Consider the following 19,613-nt stretch of genomic DNA (forward strand, 5'->3'; position numbering starts at 1 on the left):
GGCGCCGGGCGTGTTGCGGGGCGTCTCGTCGTGGCGGTCGGTGATGCTCCAGTTCCGGGGCTCCCCCCTCATCGACTGGGAGGAGAACCTCCCGCGCGTCCCGCTCCCGGTCCTCCAGCGCAACGCCCGCGCCGTCGCGGACCGCCTCGTCGTCCACCTGGCCGGCCACGCGGGTCTGCTCGGTCGGTAGGAGCCCAACCCACCCGTATGCCGCTGAGCCGGCTCAGCGGCATACGGCACCACTGGGCGTGGCTGGGGCTCAGGCGGACTGGCGCCTCGGGCGTTCGAAGAAGGGGACGGCAGCGGGCAGGAGCATCGACTCGGCCATGCCAGCCGCGAAGTATCCCTCGGTCGCCATGAGCCACCCCGGCACACAGGAAGGACACCCTCTCGCGCGACCCGTGCGATCTCTGAAAGAGATGTCTCGACCCCGCGGGGCCGGTCCGGGTCGGGTCAGATGACGCCGAGCGCCAGGACCGCCTCCGCGAGCTGGACGAAGGACGAGGTGTTGGCCCCGACGACGTAGTTGCCCGGTGCGCCGTACTCGTCGGCCGAGGCAGCGCAGCGCTCGTGGATGCCGCGCATGATCCCCGCGAGCCGCTCCTCGGTGTACTCGTGGGTCCACGAGTCCCGGGAGGCGTTCTGCTGCATCTCGAGGGCCGAGGTGGCCACGCCACCTGCGTTGGCGGCCTTGCCCGGCGCGAAGAGGATCTCGGCGTCGCTGAAGACCCGCGTCGCCGACGGGGTGCTCGGCATGTTGGCGCCCTCCGCGACGACCCGGACACCGTTCTTCACGAGCGTGACCGCCGCGTCCTCGTCGAGCTCGTTCTGGGTCGCGCACGGCAGGGCGATGTCGCACTCGACGTCCCAGATGCTGCCGTCGGCAACGTACGTCGCCGAGGGACGCCGCTCCACATAGGTGCTGATCCGCTCGCGGTGCACCTCCTTGAGCTCCTTGAGCAGCTCGAGGTCGATCCCCGCCTCGTCGACGATGTAGCCACCGGAGTCGGAGCACGCGACGACGCGGGCGCCGAGCTGCTGGGCCTTCTCGACGGCGTAGATCGCGACGTTGCCGGAGCCGGAGACGACGACGCGCTTGCCGTCGAAGGAGTCGCCGCGCGAGCGCAGCATCTCGTCGGCGAAGAAGACGGTGCCGTAGCCGGTCGCCTCCTTGCGCACGAGGGAGCCGCCCCAGCCGAGGCCCTTGCCCGTGAGCACGCCCGACTCGTAGCGGTTGGTGATGCGCTTGTACTGCCCGAAGAGATAACCGATCTCGCGGCCGCCGACGCCGATGTCACCCGCGGGGACGTCGGTGTACTCCCCGATGTGGCGGTAGAGCTCGGTCATGAAGGACTGACAGAAGGCCATGATCTCGCGGTCGCTGCGGCCCTTGGGGTCGAAGTCGCTGCCACCCTTGCCACCGCCGATCGGCATGCCGGTCAGGGCGTTCTTGAAGATCTGCTCGAAGCCGAGGAACTTGATGATGCCGAGGTTGACGCTGGGGTGGAAGCGCAGGCCCCCCTTGTAGGGGCCGAGGATCGAGCTGAACTCCACCCGGAAGCCGCGGTTGATCTCGATCTCGCCAGCGTCGTTGACCCACGGCACGCGGAAGATGATCTGGCGCTCCGGCTCGCACAGCCGCTCGAGCACCTTGGACTCGGCGAACTCCGGGTGCTTGCGGACGACCGGCGCCAGGGACTCGAAGACCTCGAGCACCGCTTGGTGGAACTCGGACTCCCCCGGGTTGCGCCGCAGCACGACGTCGTAGATGTCCTGCAGGTGGGTGTCCAGCGTGCTCATCGGCTCTCCTCGTGTCTGCGTCTGTCCCTCGGGGATTGTCTCGCTGCAGGGCGCACGCTTCTCGGACGTCCGAATGATGAACGGAAGGTCTCAGCCCATGGACGTGGCGCGAACGGCCAGATCGAACGGATCGGGTCCCGCGAGCGGTGACCTGACCCAGTCCAGGGTTGCCGTGCCGGTGGCGAGCCCTGCCTTGACGACGACCCGATGGGGCGACTCGATGACGACCACCTCGGCCTCGAAGCGGTCCGGACTCGCCCACCCGCCACGAGCCACGACGGGCACCAGCCAACCCTCGTGCGCCAGGACCGACTCACGCCAGTCGCCGGTCCCGACCGGAACCTCGAGCCAGTCGCTCCCCCGCTCCAGGACGAGGATGTGGTCCGAGCCGTCGCGACGAACTGCCAGGCCGGTGTAGGCAGGGGGCAGCGCCGTGTCGCCGCGCACCGAGCTCCGCCGGAAGGTCGCCGTCTCCGGTCCGGGCCTGCTTCCACCGGCGAGCGGCACCGGGAGCGCCAGCTGCCGGAGCCGCTCGACCAGGCGGGCATCCGCCTCCGCCGATCCCGGCCGACCGATGGCCGGGAAGGCGGTCGCCCAGAAGGCGTCGAGAACCTCCTGGTTCGGGCCCACCTCGGCCGTGATCGCCACCGCGGCGTCCTGCTCGGGCAGGACCAGCCCGAACTGCCCGAAGGCACCGTCGGCGCGGTAGCCGTGCCGCGACCTCCAGAAGGAGTAGCCGTAGCCGAGCACGGAGTCCGCGTTGGCGGACGGCTCCCGGTAGCGCGGTCCGAAGGGGGCGCTCGCCTCGTCGAACCACTCGGGGGCCAGCAGCCGGCGCCCCTCCCACTGACCCCGGTCGAGGCACAGCTGGGCGAAGGACAGCAGTGCCTCGCTCGTCAGGTGGGCGCCGGTGAAACCGAGCTCATGACCCAGCGGGTCGCGCTGCCAAGGCAGCTCCGGGATCCCGAGGGGCTCCAGGAGCCGGGGCCGCAGGACCTCGACGACCCCCGAGCCCGTCGCGGCGTGGATCACTCGGGAGAGCAGGTAGGTGGCCACCTGGTTGTAGGTGAAGGTCGTGCCGGGCTCATGCTCGGGCGTCGTCGCCAGGACGACCGGCAGCCAGTCCGTGCCCGGCTCTCGCACGTCCGGGCCGAGACCCCGGAACGCCGGGTCCCACGCATCCACCTCGTGCCCGACCGTCATCGTCAGGCAGTGGCGCAGCGTGACTCGGGTCCAGTTCGGGTGCAGTCCCTCAGCCGCGGCCGGGGCGAGGTGCGAGGGGACCGGGTCGTCCAGCGTGAGGGCACCCTCCTGCACGAGGAAACCAACGGCGGTGGACGTCAGCGACTTCGAGACGGAGTAGACCAGATGAGCCCGCCCAGCGGCATACGGCGCCCACCACCCCTCCGCGACGACGCGCCCGTGCCGAGCCAGCATCAGGCTGTGCAGCTCGATGCCCTGGCGCTCCAGGACATCGAGGAAGTCGAGGATGCCTTGGGCATCGACGCCCTCGGCGCAGGGGGTGCTGCGGGGCAGGGTCACCCGGTCGACAGTACGCCAGCCACCCGGGCTCGCGCGGCGGCTGGGTCAGACGAGCGGGGCGTATGCCGCTCCGCTGGCTTCCAGCGCCGCCTGGCCACCGTCGATGGCGGTGAGGATCCACAGCCCTTCGGGCCGCACGGCGACGGAGTGCTCCCAGTGGGACGCACGCGTGCCGTCCGCGGTGACGACGGTCCAGTCGTCGGCCAGCACCTTGGTGGACGACCCGCCGAGGGTGACCATCGGCTCGATCGCGCCGGTGAAGCCGGCCGGCAGCTTGGGTCCGGTCTCGGCGACCGCGTAGTTGGGGATCTGCGGGTCCATGTGCATCTGCGTGCCGATGCCGTGCCCGACGTACTCGTCGACGATCCCGTAGGTTTGGCCGTCCCGCTCGGCTGCTGCCTCGATGCTCGCCTCGACGGCGTCACCAACGGCGTAGAGCCGCCCGCCGACGTGCATCGCGGCGATGCCGGCATAGAGGCTCGCCTCCGTGGCTGCGACGAGGGCCAGGTCCTCCGGCCGGGCGGCTTCCGGCCCGCCGACGATGACGGAGATCGCGGCGTCGCCGTTCCAGCCCTTGACCTCGGCGCCGCAGTCGACCGAGATGAGGTCGCCCACCTCGAGCACGCGCCCACCCGGGATCCCGTGGACCACCTCGTCGTTGACGCTCGTGCACAGCGTGTGCGAGTAGCCCGGGACGAGCTGGAAGTTCGGGATGCCACCGTGGCTGCGGATGAACTCCTCGGCCAGCCGGTCGAGCTCGAGCGTGGTGACCCCGGGGGCGATGTGCTGCTGGAGCATCTCGAGGGTGCGCCCGACGAGCAGCCCCGCCTCACGCATGAGGAGGAGCTGCTCGTCGGTGCGACCCTGGAGCTTGCGACGACCGAACACTGACTCGCTCAGTCCTCGGTGTGCGGGGTGGGCAGGGCGGTGATGATGCGGTCGGTGACCTCGTCCACGTCGCCCATGCCGTCGACCTGCACGAGCAGGCCCGCGTCGGCATAGTGCTCGGCCAGGGGCGCGGTCTCGCGTCGGTAGATCGCCTGCCGCTCGCGGATGACGTCCTCGGTGTCGTCGGCCCGCCCCTCGATCTCGGCGCGCTTGAGCAGCCGCTCGACGACGGCGTCCTCGTCGACGGTCAGCTCGAGGACCGCGTCGAGGCGGTGGCCGTGGCGGCCGAGCATGCCGTCGAGCGCGTCGACCTGACCGGCCGTGCGCGGGTAGCCGTCGAGCAGGAAACCGTTGCTCGCGTCCGGCCACGACAGCCGGTCCTCGACGATCTCGTTGGTGACCTCGTCGGGGACGTAACCACCGGAGGCGAGGATCGCCTCGACCTTGCGGCCGAGCTCGGTCTGCTCCTTGATGTTGGTCCGGAAGATGTCCCCGGTCGAGATGGCCGGGATCGACAGCCGCTCGGCGATCCGGGCGGCCTGCGTGCCCTTACCGGCACCGGGAGGACCAAGGATGATCAGTCGCATGCGGGCGCCTCCTCGACGGAAGCAGCGGGGCGGGACGAGCGGGTTGAGATCAACGGAGGAACCCTTCGTAGTGGCGCTGCTGCAGCTGCGCCTCGATCTGCTTGACCGTCTCCAGGCCGACACCGACGATGATCAGGATCGAGGTACCACCGAAGGGGAAGTTCTGGTCCGCACCGATCGCGGCGATCGCGACGAGCGGGATGAGCGAGACGATCGCTAGGTAGAGGGCACCCGGCACGGTGATTCGGGTGATGACGTAGTTCAGGTACTCAGCCGTGGGTCGCCCGGCACGGATACCCGGGATGAAGCCGCCGTACTTCTTCATGTTGTCGGCGACCTCGGTGGGGTTGAACGTGATCGACACGTAGAAGAACGTGAAGAAGATGATGAGCGCCGTGTAGATGATCGCGTAGGCCGCGGTGTCGCCGCTGACCAGGTTGTTCTGGACCCACTGGACCCAGGCCGGCGGCGTCTGAGTCGGGTCGGTGTTGAACTGGGCGATCAGTCCCGGCAGCGCCATCAGGGACGCGGCGAAGATGACCGGGATGACGTTGGCCATGTTGACCTTGAGCGGGATGTACGTCGAGGTCCCGCCGTACATCCGGCGACCAACCATCCGCTTGGCGTACTGCACCGGGATACGCCGCTGCGACTGCTCGACGAAGACGACCGCCGCGATGACGAACAGCCCGAGGAAGATGACGCCGAGGAAGGTGCCCCAGCCCTGGTTGTCCTTGATGGTCCAGAGGGCGCCCGGGAAGGACGAGGCGATCGAGAGGAAGATCAGGAGCGACATGCCGTTGCCGACACCGCGGTCGGTGATGAGCTCGCCGAGCCACATGATCAGTCCGGTGCCGGCCGTCATGGTGAGCACCATGATGAGGATCGTGACGAAGGACGAGTCGACCAGGATGTTCGTGCACGACGGGCCGAAGAGGCTGGAGGGGTTCCGGGCAAACGTGACGAGGGTCGCCGACTGGAGGATCGCGAGCCCGATCGTGAGGTAACGCGTGTACTGCGTCATCTTCGCCGTGCCGGCCTGCCCCTCCTTCTTCAGCTCCTCGAAGCGCGGGATGACCACCGTCAGCAGCTGCACGATGATGCTCGCCGTGATGTACGGCATGATGCCGAGCGCGAAGACGGACAGCTGCAGCAGCGCACCGCCGCTGAAGAGGTTCGCGAGGTTGAGGAACCCCTGCGTCGCGTCACCGGAAGCGTCGCGCGACTCGAGACAGTTCTGCACCAGCGGGTAGCTCACGCCGGGCGTCGGCAGGTGGGAGCCGAGGCGGAACAGCACGATGATGCTGAGGGTGAAGAGCAGCTTGTTGCGCAGGTCCGGGGTACGGAACGCGCGAACGAAGGCGGCGAGCACAGGGTCCTCCTGAGGAGCCCGACCCGGTGGGGTCGGCTGAAGTCAAGCAATCCGTGGAAGGTTAACGCAAAGGCCCAGCGCCCCGGACACCCTCCCCGATGGTCGACATCACATCGACCGCGGATCAGGCGCCCGGGGCGCTGGGTTCACACGATGTGTGGGGTGGTCACGCGGACCGCTCAGTTGTCGGCCAGAGCCTTGACCGAGCCGCCGGCGGCCTCGATCTTCTCCTTGGCGGACGCCGAGAACTTGTGGACCTCCACCTCGACCTTCACCGAGATGTCACCCGTGCCGAGCACCTTGACCGGGCGGCCGTCGCGGACGGCACCCTTGGCCACGAGGTCGGCGACCGAGACCTGCCCACCCTCCGGGAAGAGGGCCTGCAGACGGTCCAGGTTCACGACCTGGTACTCGGTGCGGAACGGGTTCTTGAAGCCACGCAGCTTCGGGAGGCGCATGTGCAGCGGCATCGAGCCGCCCTCGAAGCGCTCCGGAACCTGGTAGCGGGCCTTCGTGCCCTTCGTGCCACGACCCGCGGTCTTTCCCTTGGAGCCCTCGCCACGACCCACGCGGGTCTTGGCGGTCTTGGCGCCGGGAGCCGGCCGCAGGTGGTGCACCTTGAGGGCGGACTCGCCCTGCTTCTTGGTGGCCATGGTCAGTCAACCTCCTCGACGGTGACGAGGTGCGTCACCGTCTTGACCATCCCGCGGATCTCGGGACGGTCCTCCTTGACGACGATGTCGCCGATGCGCTTCAGACCGAGGCTGCGCAGCGTGTCACGCTGGTTCTGCTTGCCACCGATCTCGGACCGGATCTGGGTCACCTTGAGCCGTGCCATCATGCACCAGCCTTGTCCGCGGCGGCCTTGGCCTCCGCGAGACCGGCCGCGCGGGCCCGGAGCATGGCGGCCGGGGCCACCTCCTCGAGGGACTTGCCACGACGTGCGGCAACGGCCTCGGGGCGCTCGAGCTCACGCAGGGCCTGAGCCGTCGCGTGCACGATGTTGATGGCGTTGTCGGAGCCCAGCGACTTGGAGAGGACGTCGTGGATGCCGGCGCACTCCAGGACCGCACGCACCGGACCACCGGCGATGACACCGGTACCGGGAGCGGCGGGGCGGAGCATGACGACACCAGCGGCCGCCTCACCCTGGACGGGGTGCGGGATGGTGCCCTGGATGCGCGGGACCTTGAAGAAGCCCTTCTTCGCCTCCTCGACACCCTTGGCGATGGCCGCGGGGACCTCCTTGGCCTTGCCGTAGCCGACGCCCACGGTGCCGTCACCGTCACCGACGACGACGAGAGCGGTGAAGCTGAAGCGACGACCACCCTTGACGACCTTGGCGACGCGGTTGATCGTCACCACGCGCTCGACGTACTGGCTCTTCTCGGCGTCACGGCTGTCGCGGTTGTCACGACCGCCGCGGCGGTCCTGACGCTCGCCGCGCTCGCCGCGCTCGCCGCCACCGGCGGGGCCGGTGCCTCGACGCTGCTGTCCGGGCATCAGATGTTCCTCATCTCGATAGCGGTCACGTGCTTGCTCGCGATGTCACTCACAGGGACAGCCCACCTTCGCGGGCGCCCTCGGCGATGGCCGCGACGCGACCGTGGTACTTGTTGCCGCCGCGGTCGAAGACCACGGCCTCGACGCCGGCGCTCTTGGCGCGGGCCGCGACGAGCTCGCCGACCTTCTTGGCCTTGGCGGTCTTGTCACCCTCGAACGAGCGCAGGTCGGCCTCCATCGTCGAGGCGGACGCGACCGTCTTGCCGATCGTGTCGTCGACGACCTGGACGAACATGTGCCGGCTCGAGCGCGAGACCACGAGGCGGGGACGGGCCGGGGTGCCGGCGATCTTCTTGCGACCGCGCACCTGGCGGCGGATGCGAGCGGCAGCCTTGGACTTGCCGCGCTTGATGATCATTGCCATGGCTTACTTACCGGCCTTTCCAACCTTGCGACGGATCTGCTCGCCCGCGTAGCGAACGCCCTTGCCCTTGTAGGGGTCGGGCTTGCGCAGCTTGCGGATGTTCGCGGCGACCTCGCCCACGCGCTGCTTGTCGATGCCCTGCACCGAGAAGCGCGTCGGGTTCTCGACGGCGAAGCTGATCCCGTCCTCGGCCTTGACGAGGATCGAGTGCGAGTAGCCGAGGGAGAACTCGAGGTCCGAGCCCTTCGCCGCGACGCGGTAACCCGTGCCGTGGATCTCCATCTTCTTCTCGTAGCCCTCGGTGACACCGAGAACCATGTTGTTGAGGAGCGAGCGCGTCAGGCCGTGCAGCGAGCGGGACTCGCGCTCGTCGTTGGGGCGCTTGACCTCGATGGCGCCGTCCGTCTGCTCGACGGTGATCGGTGCCGGGACGGTGAGCGAGAGCTCACCCTTCGGGCCCTTGACCGTGACGTCCTGACCGTTGAGGGTCACGTCGACACCGGCGGGCACGGTGACAGGGAGTCGTCCGATTCGCGACATGTCAGTGCTTCCTTACCAGACGTAGGCGAGGACTTCCCCACCCACGCCCTTCTCGTGTGCCTGCTTGTCGGTCAGCAGCCCGCTCGACGTCGACAGGATCGCGACGCCGAGGCCACCGAGAACCTTGGGCAGGTTCGTCGACTTGGCGTAGACGCGCAGACCCGGCTTGCTCACGCGCCGGACCCCGGCGATGGAGCGCTCGCGGTTGGGGCCGTACTTGAGGTCGACGGTCAGCGTCTGGCCGACCTCGGCCTCCTCGACCTTCCAGCCGGCGATGTAGCCCTCGGCCTCGAGGATCTCTGCGATGTTCTTCTTCAGCTTCGAGTACGGCATGGAGACCGTGTCGTGGTGCGCCGAGTTGGCGTTCCGCACACGGGTCAGCATGTCCGCAATCGGGTCAGTCATGGTCATGTGGGCTCTCCGCCCTTCCTCACCGGGGTTTCGACTCGGCTCTCGTACCTCGCGGCAGTGCCGCCGAGCCGACCTACGGTGTCAGAGGTGTTTGGTCTTGGGTTGGTTTCCCGGGTGGGTGACCCGAGGGTCACCAGGAGCTCTTGGTCACGCCCGGCAGCTCGCCCGCGTGAGCCATCTCGCGAAGGCAGATGCGGCAGAGGCCGAACTTGCGGTACACCGAGTGCGGGCGACCGCACTTCTGGCAGCGGGTGTACGCGCGGACCTTGAACTTCGGCTTCCGGTTCGCCTTGTTGATCAGCGCGGTCTTGGCCATGTCAGTTCTCCTTGAAGGGGAAGCCGAGCGCCTTGAGCAGCGCGCGACCCTCGTCATCGTTGGTCGCCGTGGTGACCACGGTGATGTCCATGCCCCGGACCCGGTCGATCTTGTCCTGGTCGATCTCGTGGAACATCGACTGCTCGGTCAGACCGAACGTGTAGTTGCCGCGGCCGTCGAACTGCTTCGGCGAGAGGCCGCGGAAGTCGCGGATACGCGGGAGGGCGATCGTCACGAGACGGTCGAGGAACTCCCACATGCGGTCGCCGCGCAGCGTGGTGTGCGCACCGATCGGCATGCCCTCGCGGAGCTTGAACTGGGCGATCGACTTGCGGGCCTTGGTGACGACCGGCTTCTGACCGGTGATGTTCGTCAGGTCGCGGACTGCACCCTCGATGAGCTTGCTGTCCTTGGCGGCGTCGCCGACGCCCATGTTGACGACGACCTTGACGACGCCGGGCACCTGCATGACGTTGTCGTAGCCGAACTGCTCGAGCAGCGCGGACTTGATCTCGTCCTGGTAGCGCTGCTTGAGGCGCGGCGAGGCAGTGGTGGTCATGGTGTTCTCAGACATGCTCAGAGGTCCTTGTCCGACTTGACCGCGACACGGACGCGGGTCGCCTTCTGGCGACCATTGCGCTCGACGGTCTCGACCCGCGTCTTGACGCGCGTCGGCTTCTTCGTCTCGGGGTCCACGACGGCCACGTTGCTCACGTGGATCGCAGCCTCGGTGTGGGTCAGGCCACCGGTCCGGGTGCCACGTGCGGTGGCGCCGGCCTTGATGTGCTTGGTGACGCGGTTGATGCCCTCGACCAGCACGCGCTGGGTCTCCGGGTAGACCGCGATGACCTTGCCCTGCTTGCCCCGGTCGCCGCCGTTCTTCTGGCTGCGGCCGGAGATGACCTGGACGAGGTCACCCTTCTTGATCTTCATCTTGGCCTTGTTCGCAGCCATGTTCACAGCACCTCCGGCGCGAGCGAGATGATCTTCATGAACTTCTTCTCGCGCAGCTCGCGGCCGACCGGGCCGAAGATTCGGGTTCCGCGCGGGTCACCGTCCGCCTTGAGAATCACCGCGGCGTTCTCGTCGAACTTGATGTAGGAACCGTCGGCACGACGACGCTCCTTGACCGTGCGGACGATGACCGCCTTGACGACGTCACCCTTCTTGACGTTGCCGCCGGGGATGGCGTCCTTCACGGTGGCGACGATCGTGTCGCCGATGCCGGCGTATCGACGGCCCGAACCACCGAGAACACGGATGCAAAGGAGCTCCTTGGCACCGGTGTTGTCGGCGACGCGCAGTCGCGACTCCTGCTGAATCACTGTCTAACTCCTGTCGTCGTGCTGGTTCTCCCGGCGAAAGACATCCGCGCTCTGCGGGATCTCTTTCGCCGGAAGCCTTGCCGAACCAAATGGAAACGTTCTGTGTGGGACCAGGCCCAGCGGCATACGGAAAAGGCTTTCGCCGTATGCCGCTGAGATCACTTGGCCTTCTCGAGGATCTCGACGACGCGCCAGTGCTTGGTCGCGGAGAGCGGACGCGTCTCCATGATCAGCACGCGGTCGCCGATGCCGGCCTCGTTCTTCTCGTCGTGCGCCTTGACCTTGCTGGAGCGGCGGATGACCTTGGAGTAGAGGGCGTGCTTGACACGGTCCTCGACCTCGACCACGACGGTCTTGTCCATCTTGTCGCTCACCACGTAACCCTGACGGGTCTTGCGGTAGTTGCGCTCGCTGGTCTTCTCGGGGGTCTGCTCGCTCATGCCTGGGCCTCCTCGTCAGCCGCCTCAGCCTTCTTGGCCGACTTCTTCTCGGCCTTCTTCGCGGCCTTCTCGGCCTTCTCGTCCGCGGCGGACGTGTCGGCCTTGGGCGCGGCGGGGGCCGAGCCGATGCCGAGCTCACGCTCACGCATCTCGGTGTAGATCCGCGCGATGTCCTTCTTCACGGCGCGCAGTCGGCCGTGGTTGTCCAGCTGCCCGGTGGCGGACTGGAACCGGAGGTTGAACAGCTCCTCCTTGGCCTTCTTCAGCTCGTCGACGAGACGTGCGTCGTCGAGACCACGCAGCTGCTCGGGAGCCAGGTCCTTGGTACCAACTGCCATCAGATGTCACCACCCTCACGCTGAACGAAGCGGCACTTCATGGGGAGCTTGTGCATCGCGAGACGCATCGCCTCGCGCGCCACCGGCTCGGACACGCCCGACAGCTCGAACATGACGCGGCCCGGCTTGACGTTGGCGATCCACCACTCCGGCGAACCCTTACCGGAACCCATGCGGGTCTCGGCGGGCTTCTTGGTCAGCGGACGGTCGGGGTAGATGTTGATCCACACCTTTCCGCCACGCTTGATGTAGCGGGTCATCGCGATACGAGCGGACTCGATCTGACGGTTCGTCACGTAGGCCGGCTCGAGAGCCTGGATGCCGTACTCGCCGAACGCGATCTTCGTGCCACCCTTGGCCGCACCGTGGCGGTCCGGGTGGTGCTGCTTGCGGTGCTTGACTCGACGGGGAATCAACATGTCAGGCCTGCTCATTCTCGGTGGCGGCCGGGGCGGGGGCCTCGGCGGTCACCGTGGACTCAGGGGCAGACTCGCGCGGAGCGCCGCCCTCGTTGCGGTCACCACGACGGGCGCGGCTCGGGCGGCCGTCGCCGTCCCGACGCGGGCCACGCGACGGACGCGGGGCCGCGGCCTGCTGGGCCGCGAGCTCCTTGGCCGTCACGTCACCCTTGTAGATCCACACCTTGACGCCGATGCGCCCGAAGGTCGTGCGGGCCTCGTAGAAGCCGTAGTCGATCTGCGCACGCAGCGTGTGCAGCGGGACGCGACCCTCGCGGTAGAACTCGGTCCGGCTCATCTCGGCGCCGTTGAGGCGGCCGGAGACCTGGACCCGGATGCCCTTGGCACCGGCGCGCTGCGCGGACTGCATGCCCTTGCGCATCGCGCGACGGAAGGACACCCGCGCGGAGAGCTGCTCGGCGATGCCCTGGGCGACCAGCTGCGAGTCGATCTCGGGGTTCTTGACCTCGAGGATGTTGAGCTGGACCTGCTTGCCGGTGAGCTTCTCGAGCTCCCCGCGGATGCGGTCGGCCTCGGCGCCGCGGCGGCCGATGACGATGCCCGGACGCGCGGTGTGGATGTCGACGCGGACGCGGTCACGGGTGCGCTCGATCTCGACCTTGGCGATGCCGGCGCGCTCCATGCCCTTCTCCATCAGGCGACGGATCGAGACATCTTCCTTCACGTAGTCGCGGTAGCGCTGACCCGTCTTGGTCGAGTCGGCGAACCAGCGGCTCTTGTGGTCGGTGGTGATGCCCAGACGGAAGCCATGGGGGTTGACCTTCTGACCCATCAGCGGGCTCCCTTCTTCTCGAGCTGGGACACGACCACGGTGATGTGGCTCGTGCGCTTGTTGATGCGACCGGCGCGGCCCTGGGCCCGCGGGCGGAAGCGCTTCATGGTCGGGCCCTCGTCCACGAACGCGGCGCTGACGACGAGCTCGCGCTCGTCGAAGGCGACGGACTCACGGTCGGCCTTGAACCGGGCGTTGGCGATGGCGCTCTCGAGCACCTTCTTGACCGGCTCGGAGGCAGCCTGGGGCGCGAAGGTCAGCGTCGTGACGGCGTCGGTGGCCGCCTTGCCGCGGATGAGGTCCACGACACGGCGGGCCTTCTGCGGGCTGACACGGACGTGCCGCGCCGAAGCCTTGGCTTCCATGACAGATTCCTTGGTTGTTCCCGTTGCGGTGGCCATCAGCGACGACGACCCTTCTTGTCGTCCTTCACGTGACCCTTGAAGGTCCGGGTCGGAGCGAACTCGCCGAGCTTGTGGCCGACCATCGACTCGGTGACGAACACCGGGACGTGCTTGCGGCCGTCGTGGACGGCGAAGGTGTGACCGAGCATGTCCGGGCTGATGACCGAACGACGCGACCAGGTCTTGATGACGTTCTTCGTGCCCGCTTCGTTCTGGGCGTCCACCTTCTTCTGGAGGTGGTCGTCGATGAAGGGGCCCTTCTTCAGGCTACGAGGCATTCCAAAGGCTCCTTATCAGCGCTTCTTGCCAGTACGACGGCGACGCACGATGAGCTTGTCGCTTTCCTTGTGTCCCTTGCGGGTGCGGCCCTCGGCCTGGCCCCAGGGGCTGACGGGGTGACGTCCACCGGACGTCTTGCCCTCACCACCACCGTGCGGGTGGTCGACCGGGTTCATCGCGACACCACGGACGGTCGGGCGCTTGCCCTTCCACCGCATGCGGCCGGCCTTGCCCCAGTTGATGTTGCTCTGCTCGGCGTTGCCCACCTCGCCGACGGTCGCGCGGCAGCGCGCGTCGACGTTGCGGATCTCACCGGACGGCATACGCAGCTGTGCGTAGGGGCCGTCCTTGGCGACGAGCTGGACGCGCGCACCGGCGGAGCGGGCGATCTTGGCGCCGCCGCCCGGCTTCAGCTCGATCGCGTGCACGACCGTACCGACCGGGATGTTGCGCAGCGGGAGGGAGTTGCCCGGCTTGATGTCGGCCGTGGGGCCGTTCTCGATCGGGTCGCCCTGCTTGAGCTTGTTCGGCGCGAGGATGTAGCGCTTCTCGCCGTCGGAGTACTGGACGAGCGCGATGCGCGCGGTGCGGTTGGGGTCGTACTCGATGTGAGCGACCTTGGCCGGCACGCCGTCCTTGTCGTGGCGACGGAAGTCGATGACGCGGTAGGCGCGCTTGTGACCGCCACCGATGTGGCGAGTCGTGATCCGGCCGGAGTTGTTGCGGCCACCCGTCTTCGTCAGGGGACGGACGAGGGACTTCTCCGGGGTGGAACGCGTGATCTCGACGAAGTCGGCGACCGACGAGCCGCGACGACCCGGTGTGGTCGGCTTGTACTTACGGATACCCATGTTCGTTAGTCCTTAAGGATCTTCGTCGTTCTCAGGCGCCCGCACCGAAGATGTCGATCGAGCCCTCGCGGAGGGAGACGATCGCACGCTTGGTGTCCTTGCGCTTGCCGATGCCGAAACGGGTGCGACGGGCCTTGCCCTGGCGGTTCAGGGTGTGCACCTTGTCGACCTTGACGTTGAAGATCTGCTCGATGGCGATCTTGATCTCGGTCTTGTTCGCACGCGGGTCGACGATGAAGGTGTACTTGCCCTCGTCGAGGAGGCCGTACGACTTCTCGGAGACGACCGGTGCGATCAGGATGTCGCGGGGGTCCTTGGCGTGGATGCTCACTTGGAGTCCTCCTTGTCAGCGGCCTTGTCGACCTTGACCGGCCCAGCGACGAAGGCGTCGAGCGCGGCCTGCGTGAAGACGATGTCGTCGGCGCAGAGCACGTCGTACGTGTTGAGCTGGTCGGCCACGAGGACGTGGACGTTCTGCAGGTTGCGGACCGACTTGAAGTTGACCTCGTCACCGCGCTCGAGCACAACGAGCAGGTTGGGACGCTCGGTCAGGCCGGTGAGGACCGCCAGGGCGGCCTTCGCGGACGGGGTGTCACCCTCGACGAGGGAGTCGACCACGTGGATCCGGTCGAAGCGGGCCCGGTCGGACAGGGCCCCGCGCAGGGCGGCGGCCTTCATCTTCTTCGGGGTCCGCTGGGCGTAGTCACGCGGCTGCGGGCCGTGGACGACGCCACCGCCGGCGAACTGCGGCGCGCGGGTCGAGCCCTGACGGGCGCGGCCGGTGCCCTTCTGGCGGTACGGCTTGCGCCCACCGCCGCGGACCTCGCCGCGCGTCTTCGTCGAGTGCGTGCCCTGACGGGCGGCAGCGAGCTGGGCCACCACGACCTGGTGGATCAGCGGGACGTTGGTCTGGACATCGAAGATGTCAGCAGGAAGGTTCGGCGTCTTGGTTGCCATGTGGATCATGCACCCTTCGCAGCCGTGCGGATCAGGACGATGCCGCCACGGGGACCGGGAACGGCACCCTTGATGAGCAGCAGACCCTTCTCGGCGTCAACGGCGTGGATCTGGAGGTTCTGGGTCGTCTGGCGGACGCCACCCATGCGACCAGCCATGCGCATGCCCCGGAAGACACGGCCGGGCGTGGCGCAGCCGCCGATGGAGCCCGGCTTGCGGTGGTTGCGGTGGGCGCCGTGCGAGGCGGAGACGCCGGCGAAGCCGTGGCGCTTCATGACACCCGCGAAGCCCTTGCCCTTGGTCGTGCCCGTCGCGTCGACGCGCTGGCCGGCCTCGAAGATCTCGGCGGAGATCTCCTGGCCGAGCTCGTAGTCGGCGGCGTCCGCGGTGCGGAGCTCGACGAGGTGGCGGCGCGGCGTGACGCCGGCCTTCTCGAAGTGGCCGGACATCGGCTGGTTGACCTTGCGCGGGTCGATGGCGCCGAAGGCGATCTGGACGGCGTCGTAGCCGTCGGTCGCACCGTTGCGGACCTGCGTCACGACGCAGGGGCCGGCCTCGACCACGGTCACGGGGACGAGCCGGTTGTCGGCATCCCAGACCTGGGTCATGCCGAGCTTCTTGCCGAGCAGGCCCTTGACGGTCCGGTTGGAGGTGGTGGCTGCAACAGTCATCAGTGGCCGCCTCAGAGCTTGATCTCGATGTTGACGTCCGCCGGCAGGTCGAGACGCATCAGCGAGTCGACGGCCTTGGGCGTCGGGTCGATGATGTCGATGAGGCGCTTGTGGGTGCGCATCTCGAAGTGCTCGCGGCTGTCCTTGTACTTGTGCGGCGACCGGATGACGACGAAGACGTTCTTCTCCGTCGGCAGCGGAACCGGGCCCACCACAGTGGCGCCGGCACGCGTGACCGTGTCGACAATCTTGCGCGCCGAGTTGTCGATGACCTCGTGGTCATACGACTTCAAGCGGATGCGGATCTTCTGTCCCGCCATCTCCGTTACGTCTCTCTCTCGCCGTACCTTGCGAACCGGTTCCCTTGGCATCCGACCCCCGAGGTCGGGCGTGTCGCGCCCGCTTCGCGGTGAAAGTCCGCACCGAAGTGCCACTCTCGTCGTGGATTGCCCGGCCGAACCGGGTGGCTTGCGCTTCCCTCGGCCTCGCGAAGAGTCCTGGGTCACCTTCCCTGAGGTGGTGACGAGGGGCGGCGGCGCCGACATGGGTCAGCGACGCGCGTCAAGCAACCTGACAAGTGTGCCAGAGGCTCGAACCTCTATCAAATCGAGGTGGTCGCGGCAACATGCCCTCGTCGCCATGGCGCGTCGTGGCGCGTCGTGGCGAGCCCTGGCTCGCGAACGGACTGCGCACCCGGCGGGGTGCGCAGTCCGTGACAGCGGTTCAGCGGGGTCACCAAGGCGTCTCAAGCAGTGCTGTAGGCGCAGGTGACGTTGCGATTCAGGGTGGCGAACACCCCATCGGGATTGTGCTTCCACACCCAAGCGTGCAGGGCGTAGAAGGCAGGCAGCTCGTAGCGATTGGGCGCTTCGACGTGGTGGAAGTCCTCCCCGAACAGTCGCGGCGGTCCCGCGGCCCCGGTGGCGGCCCAGTCGGCCGCGAACACCACGTACTCGACCGCGACCAGGCGCAGGCCGCCGTCCCGGGTCGGCTCGTAGACCAGCACCTCAGGACGGTCTGCCGCCACGGCGCCGTCCAGCAGACCGCCGTTGACGAGGTGCACGCCCATGCCAGGCTTGCCGTCGGCGTCGTCGAGGTCGAGGTCCTCGTCGATGCACCAGTGGAGCGGAGCGCTCTGCGGGAGCCGGGCGTACCCGATCCGTTCCGCGGCTGCGACGGAGTGGTACCGAGCCGTGGCGGCCCGCGACTCGGCGAGACCAGGCGCGTCGTGACGAGCGGCGTGCGCCACCCCGCCCGCGGCCCCGAACGCTCCGAGCGCCGCGAGTCCTCCGGCGAGGACGGCCGAGAGCGTGACCCTCCGACGCCGGAGGCCGCTCATCCCACGGCTCCCGTCACGTAGAAATAGGGGTCGAGGACGCGGACCTCGGTGATCGAGTCGATGGGAAGCCCGGTGACGCCGGCCGCCTCCCGGATCGACTCTGGACTCGGGCCGTCATAGATGCAGAACGTCTTCTGGCGGTCGTCCGTGACGTAGGAGTGCACCCACGTCACCCCATGTTGAGCATTGCCGTCGACCACACCGAGGCAAGCCTGGGCGCCGCTCGGGTTGGTCGGGATGGCGAGTCCACCGGGAAAGGTGCGCTGGACGAGATACCTGGGCATGTGTCCTCCTGATCGTGTCCTCCGCCGCCGAAGCTGGAACGGGGCCAGCCACGTTCGGGCTGTTCTGACACGGTAGGAACCGGGAGCGAGGGGGATCGTCGGGAGAACTCCCTATGTTCTGGCTGCAGACCCTAGGACCCGGCCGCCTCCTGGAGCCCGCGGCCGAGGGCGGCAGCCTCCCCGCGAGACCGTGCACCAAGCTTGCCCAACACGGCCGAGACGTGGTGGTCCACGGTCTTCTCGGAGATGAAGAGGCGCCGGGCGATCTCTCCGTTGCTCAGCCCAGCCATCAGCAGTTCCAGCACCTCGGCCTGACGGGGGGTCAGCTGCGCTGGCTGCGCGCGGGTCGCGCGCCGGGGCCGGGGTGGGACTCGGGACATGCCACGCTCTCGCATCCGCCCCCTGGTGCGGTCCGCGGCCGGTGCGGCTCCCAGCTGTTCCAGGATGGCCAGGCCCTCGCGCATGGCCGACTCGTCCCCCTCACCCAGACACTCCGCACGCTCGTAGGGGCAGCCGACGCGCTCCCAGGCGTGAGCGGCTCCCCGCCAGTCGCCCGCCATGGCCAGTGCATAGGGTTCAGCGGCGCCCGGCACCGGCTCGGCAACGGCGCCGGCGCGCACGGCCCAGAGTCCGAGCTCGCCGATGGCCCACCGGACACCCAGGGACCGGGCCACCGCCAGTGGCTCGAGGACGATCTGCTCGATCTGTTCGGGCCGCCCGCTCAGCCAGGCCTCTTCCGCCCGTGCCGCAGCCACTGGCCAGATTCGTTGGAGGTCGTCGGTGCGACGCGCCAGTTCCCAGGCTCGTGCGAGCGCATCGGCTGGCCCGGGGTCGCCACGTCGGATCCGCACGCGCGCCAGCACCGTCAGGGCGACGATCGGGATGACCGGGGTGGTGGCCGCGACGCGCATCGCGTCCTTCACCTGGCGCGTGGCATCGGCCCACCGTCCGGTCTCGAACGAGACCCTGGACAGCCAGGCCGTGGCATAGCCCGCGATGTCGTCGAGGTCCCTCGCTGAGGCGAAGTCGATGGCCTCACGCAGGTACTGACGGGCCTGGTCATAGTGGCGGACCTCCCCGAGCCCGGTGCCGATGTTGCTCAACGGCAAGCAGGTGGCTGCGTCATCGCCGAGGCGCAGGGCGAGCACGTGGCTGCGTCGGAGGTCGTCGATGCCCGCCAGCGACTCCTGACAACAGATCTTGGTCGCGCCCACTGCGTTGAGCGCGAGGCCCAGCGCCTCTGGCGAGCCCACCCGTTCCGCAAGCTCGATCGCCTCCCTACCCCATCTCAGCGCGGCGTCCCCCTCTCGGCGCAGCATGGCGAGTGAGGACAGCGTCGCGTACCCGTAGGCCAGTGCGCGCCCGGCCGGTTCGCGCTCGAGCAGGGTGACTGCCTTCTGCGCCAGATCCCGGGCGCGGGCGCTGTCGCCGGCCTCCCACACCCGGCGAGCCAGGCTGACCCGCGCGGAACCTTCCCGCAGTCGGTCGCCCGCAGCACGCCACTCGTCGATGATCTGTTCCCAGAGGGCGACCAGGCTGCCCGCGTCGTCGAGCCCGCCGCGTTCGCGCGCCCACAGCTCCAACAGCTCGGCCCGACGCGCCGGCGGCAGGTCCGTGGCCACCGCGAGGGCGCCGGCGTAGTGGTCGGCAGCAGCGCGGTGAGCCCCCCGTGCCGAGGCCGCAAGCGCGGCTGCGTGACAGTGATGCAGCACGAGGTCGGGCTCACCGACCGCTTGGGCGAGACTGGCGAGACGGGCCTCGTCCTTCGATCCTCGGCGCACGAGCGCTTCGAGGATGCGCCGGTTCACCTCTCGACGCTCGGCCGGCGGCTCGGCGTCGCGAACGGCGAGCCGGGCGATCTCGTGGCGGAAGGCCAGCCGGTGGCCGTTCGGGATGAGCATTCCGGCCGCGACACACTCATCTGCGGCCGGGCCCGAGCCAGGAAGCAGGTCCTCGAGAATGTCCACCTCGAGTCCGCCCGGGGACTCGCACGCAATGGCCATGACGGCGCGAGCTCTTTCGGAGCACCTCGCCGCGCGGGCCAGCACAGCGTCGGCGACGGTCGGCGGGACCGCCCACCCCGGCGCGTTG

29 protein-coding genes and 1 pseudogene are annotated in these 19,613 nt (G+C 68.5%); 1 reads left to right on the top strand and 29 read right to left on the bottom strand.

The window, feature by feature from the left end; translation table 11 throughout:
- Positions 1-190 (top strand): annotated as a pseudogene (locus OO014_RS14985) (hypothetical protein); the annotation flags it as partial.
- A 263-nt stretch (positions 191-453) separates the two neighbouring features.
- Here OO014_RS14985 and gdhA read toward each other — a convergent pair.
- From gdhA to OO014_RS15130, 29 genes are all read right to left on the bottom strand, one after another.
- Positions 454-1,800 carry an NADP-specific glutamate dehydrogenase gene (gene gdhA, locus OO014_RS14990; RefSeq protein ID WP_420485523.1) on the bottom strand — a complete coding sequence of 449 codons (1,347 nt, stop codon included), beginning with the start codon at positions 1,798-1,800 and terminating at the stop codon, positions 454-456.
- 90 nt (positions 1,801-1,890) lie between these two features.
- A complete protein-coding gene (locus OO014_RS14995) occupies positions 1,891-3,342 on the bottom strand; it encodes a serine hydrolase domain-containing protein (RefSeq protein ID WP_272463135.1) in 1,452 nt (483 codons plus the stop codon).
- Between the two features lie 45 nt (positions 3,343-3,387).
- Positions 3,388-4,230 carry a type I methionyl aminopeptidase gene (map, locus tag OO014_RS15000; RefSeq protein ID WP_272463136.1) on the bottom strand — a complete coding sequence of 281 codons (843 nt, stop codon included), beginning with the start codon at positions 4,228-4,230 and terminating at the stop codon, positions 3,388-3,390.
- A gap of 8 nt (positions 4,231-4,238) precedes the next feature.
- Complete coding sequence (locus tag OO014_RS15005; RefSeq protein WP_272463137.1) at positions 4,239-4,817, bottom strand: adenylate kinase; 579 nt, start codon at positions 4,815-4,817, stop codon at positions 4,239-4,241.
- A gap of 49 nt (positions 4,818-4,866) precedes the next feature.
- Positions 4,867-6,189, bottom strand: a complete 1,323-nt coding sequence (gene secY, locus OO014_RS15010; RefSeq protein ID WP_272463138.1) for a preprotein translocase subunit SecY — start codon at positions 6,187-6,189, stop codon at positions 4,867-4,869.
- A 179-nt stretch (positions 6,190-6,368) separates the two neighbouring features.
- On the bottom strand, positions 6,369-6,842 hold the full coding sequence (gene rplO / locus OO014_RS15015; RefSeq protein ID WP_272463139.1) for a 50S ribosomal protein L15: 474 nt from the start codon (positions 6,840-6,842) through the stop codon (positions 6,369-6,371).
- Positions 6,843-6,844: 2 nt separating this feature from the next.
- On the bottom strand, positions 6,845-7,027 hold the full coding sequence (gene rpmD, locus OO014_RS15020; protein ID WP_013493552.1) for a 50S ribosomal protein L30: 183 nt from the start codon (positions 7,025-7,027) through the stop codon (positions 6,845-6,847).
- On the bottom strand, positions 7,027-7,692 hold the full coding sequence (gene rpsE, locus OO014_RS15025; protein ID WP_272463140.1) for a 30S ribosomal protein S5: 666 nt from the start codon (positions 7,690-7,692) through the stop codon (positions 7,027-7,029). The genes rpmD and rpsE overlap by 1 nt, the downstream gene beginning before the upstream one ends.
- 49 nt (positions 7,693-7,741) lie before the next feature.
- Positions 7,742-8,116, bottom strand: a complete 375-nt coding sequence (gene rplR, locus OO014_RS15030; protein ID WP_272463141.1) for a 50S ribosomal protein L18 — start codon at positions 8,114-8,116, stop codon at positions 7,742-7,744.
- 3 nt (positions 8,117-8,119) lie between these two features.
- Entirely contained in the window at positions 8,120-8,656 is a 537-nt protein-coding gene (gene rplF, locus OO014_RS15035) for a 50S ribosomal protein L6 (RefSeq protein ID WP_272463142.1), read from the bottom strand.
- A gap of 12 nt (positions 8,657-8,668) precedes the next feature.
- Complete coding sequence (gene rpsH / locus OO014_RS15040; RefSeq protein ID WP_272463143.1) at positions 8,669-9,067, bottom strand: 30S ribosomal protein S8; 399 nt, start codon at positions 9,065-9,067, stop codon at positions 8,669-8,671.
- A 130-nt stretch (positions 9,068-9,197) separates the two neighbouring features.
- Positions 9,198-9,383, bottom strand: a complete 186-nt coding sequence (locus OO014_RS15045; protein WP_013493557.1) for a type Z 30S ribosomal protein S14 — start codon at positions 9,381-9,383, stop codon at positions 9,198-9,200.
- A 1-nt stretch (position 9,384) separates the two neighbouring features.
- Positions 9,385-9,957, bottom strand: a complete 573-nt coding sequence (gene rplE / locus OO014_RS15050) for a 50S ribosomal protein L5 (protein WP_272463144.1) — start codon at positions 9,955-9,957, stop codon at positions 9,385-9,387.
- A gap of 2 nt (positions 9,958-9,959) precedes the next feature.
- Complete coding sequence (gene rplX / locus OO014_RS15055) at positions 9,960-10,337, bottom strand: 50S ribosomal protein L24 (protein WP_272463145.1); 378 nt, start codon at positions 10,335-10,337, stop codon at positions 9,960-9,962.
- Between the two features lie 2 nt (positions 10,338-10,339).
- Complete coding sequence (gene rplN / locus OO014_RS15060; protein WP_142181405.1) at positions 10,340-10,708, bottom strand: 50S ribosomal protein L14; 369 nt, start codon at positions 10,706-10,708, stop codon at positions 10,340-10,342.
- A 158-nt stretch (positions 10,709-10,866) separates the two neighbouring features.
- On the bottom strand, positions 10,867-11,148 hold the full coding sequence (gene rpsQ / locus OO014_RS15065; protein WP_272463146.1) for a 30S ribosomal protein S17: 282 nt from the start codon (positions 11,146-11,148) through the stop codon (positions 10,867-10,869).
- Entirely contained in the window at positions 11,145-11,486 is a 342-nt protein-coding gene (gene rpmC, locus OO014_RS15070) for a 50S ribosomal protein L29 (RefSeq protein WP_272463147.1), read from the bottom strand. Before rpmC ends, rpsQ begins: the two co-directional genes overlap by 4 nt.
- Positions 11,486-11,905 carry a 50S ribosomal protein L16 gene (gene rplP, locus OO014_RS15075; protein ID WP_034801566.1) on the bottom strand — a complete coding sequence of 140 codons (420 nt, stop codon included), beginning with the start codon at positions 11,903-11,905 and terminating at the stop codon, positions 11,486-11,488. Before rplP ends, rpmC begins: the two co-directional genes overlap by 1 nt.
- Before the next feature lies 1 nt (position 11,906).
- Complete coding sequence (gene rpsC / locus OO014_RS15080; RefSeq protein WP_272463148.1) at positions 11,907-12,737, bottom strand: 30S ribosomal protein S3; 831 nt, start codon at positions 12,735-12,737, stop codon at positions 11,907-11,909.
- Positions 12,737-13,102 (bottom strand): 50S ribosomal protein L22, encoded by a 366-nt coding sequence (gene rplV, locus OO014_RS15085; protein WP_272463149.1) that lies wholly within the window; start codon positions 13,100-13,102, stop codon positions 12,737-12,739. The genes rpsC and rplV overlap by 1 nt, the downstream gene beginning before the upstream one ends.
- Before the next feature lie 35 nt (positions 13,103-13,137).
- Entirely contained in the window at positions 13,138-13,419 is a 282-nt protein-coding gene (gene rpsS / locus OO014_RS15090) for a 30S ribosomal protein S19 (RefSeq protein WP_026864141.1), read from the bottom strand.
- Positions 13,420-13,434: 15 nt separating this feature from the next.
- Complete coding sequence (rplB, locus tag OO014_RS15095; RefSeq protein WP_272463150.1) at positions 13,435-14,271, bottom strand: 50S ribosomal protein L2; 837 nt, start codon at positions 14,269-14,271, stop codon at positions 13,435-13,437.
- A gap of 31 nt (positions 14,272-14,302) precedes the next feature.
- Positions 14,303-14,602, bottom strand: a complete 300-nt coding sequence (rplW, locus tag OO014_RS15100) for a 50S ribosomal protein L23 (protein ID WP_013493568.1) — start codon at positions 14,600-14,602, stop codon at positions 14,303-14,305.
- Entirely contained in the window at positions 14,599-15,237 is a 639-nt protein-coding gene (gene rplD, locus OO014_RS15105; RefSeq protein ID WP_272463151.1) for a 50S ribosomal protein L4, read from the bottom strand. The genes rplW and rplD overlap by 4 nt, the downstream gene beginning before the upstream one ends.
- A complete protein-coding gene (gene rplC, locus OO014_RS15110; RefSeq protein WP_272463152.1) occupies positions 15,234-15,899 on the bottom strand; it encodes a 50S ribosomal protein L3 in 666 nt (221 codons plus the stop codon). Before rplC ends, rplD begins: the two co-directional genes overlap by 4 nt.
- 11 nt (positions 15,900-15,910) lie before the next feature.
- Positions 15,911-16,219: a 30S ribosomal protein S10 gene (gene rpsJ, locus OO014_RS15115; RefSeq protein ID WP_009775966.1), complete on the bottom strand. Its 309-nt coding sequence runs from the start codon at positions 16,217-16,219 to the stop codon at positions 15,911-15,913.
- A gap of 425 nt (positions 16,220-16,644) precedes the next feature.
- Positions 16,645-17,238 carry a hypothetical protein gene (locus OO014_RS15120; protein WP_272463153.1) on the bottom strand — a complete coding sequence of 198 codons (594 nt, stop codon included), beginning with the start codon at positions 17,236-17,238 and terminating at the stop codon, positions 16,645-16,647.
- Positions 17,235-17,522, bottom strand: a complete 288-nt coding sequence (locus OO014_RS15125) for a DUF4242 domain-containing protein (RefSeq protein ID WP_272463154.1) — start codon at positions 17,520-17,522, stop codon at positions 17,235-17,237. Before OO014_RS15125 ends, OO014_RS15120 begins: the two co-directional genes overlap by 4 nt.
- Before the next feature lie 131 nt (positions 17,523-17,653).
- Positions 17,654-19,525 (bottom strand): LuxR family transcriptional regulator, encoded by a 1,872-nt coding sequence (locus tag OO014_RS15130; protein WP_272463155.1) that lies wholly within the window; start codon positions 19,523-19,525, stop codon positions 17,654-17,656.
- Positions 19,526-19,613: the final 88 nt, after the last annotated feature.

It is taken from the genome of Intrasporangium calvum, assembly GCF_028446585.1.
Taxonomy (GTDB): Bacteria; Actinomycetota; Actinomycetes; order Actinomycetales; family Dermatophilaceae; genus Intrasporangium; species Intrasporangium calvum_A.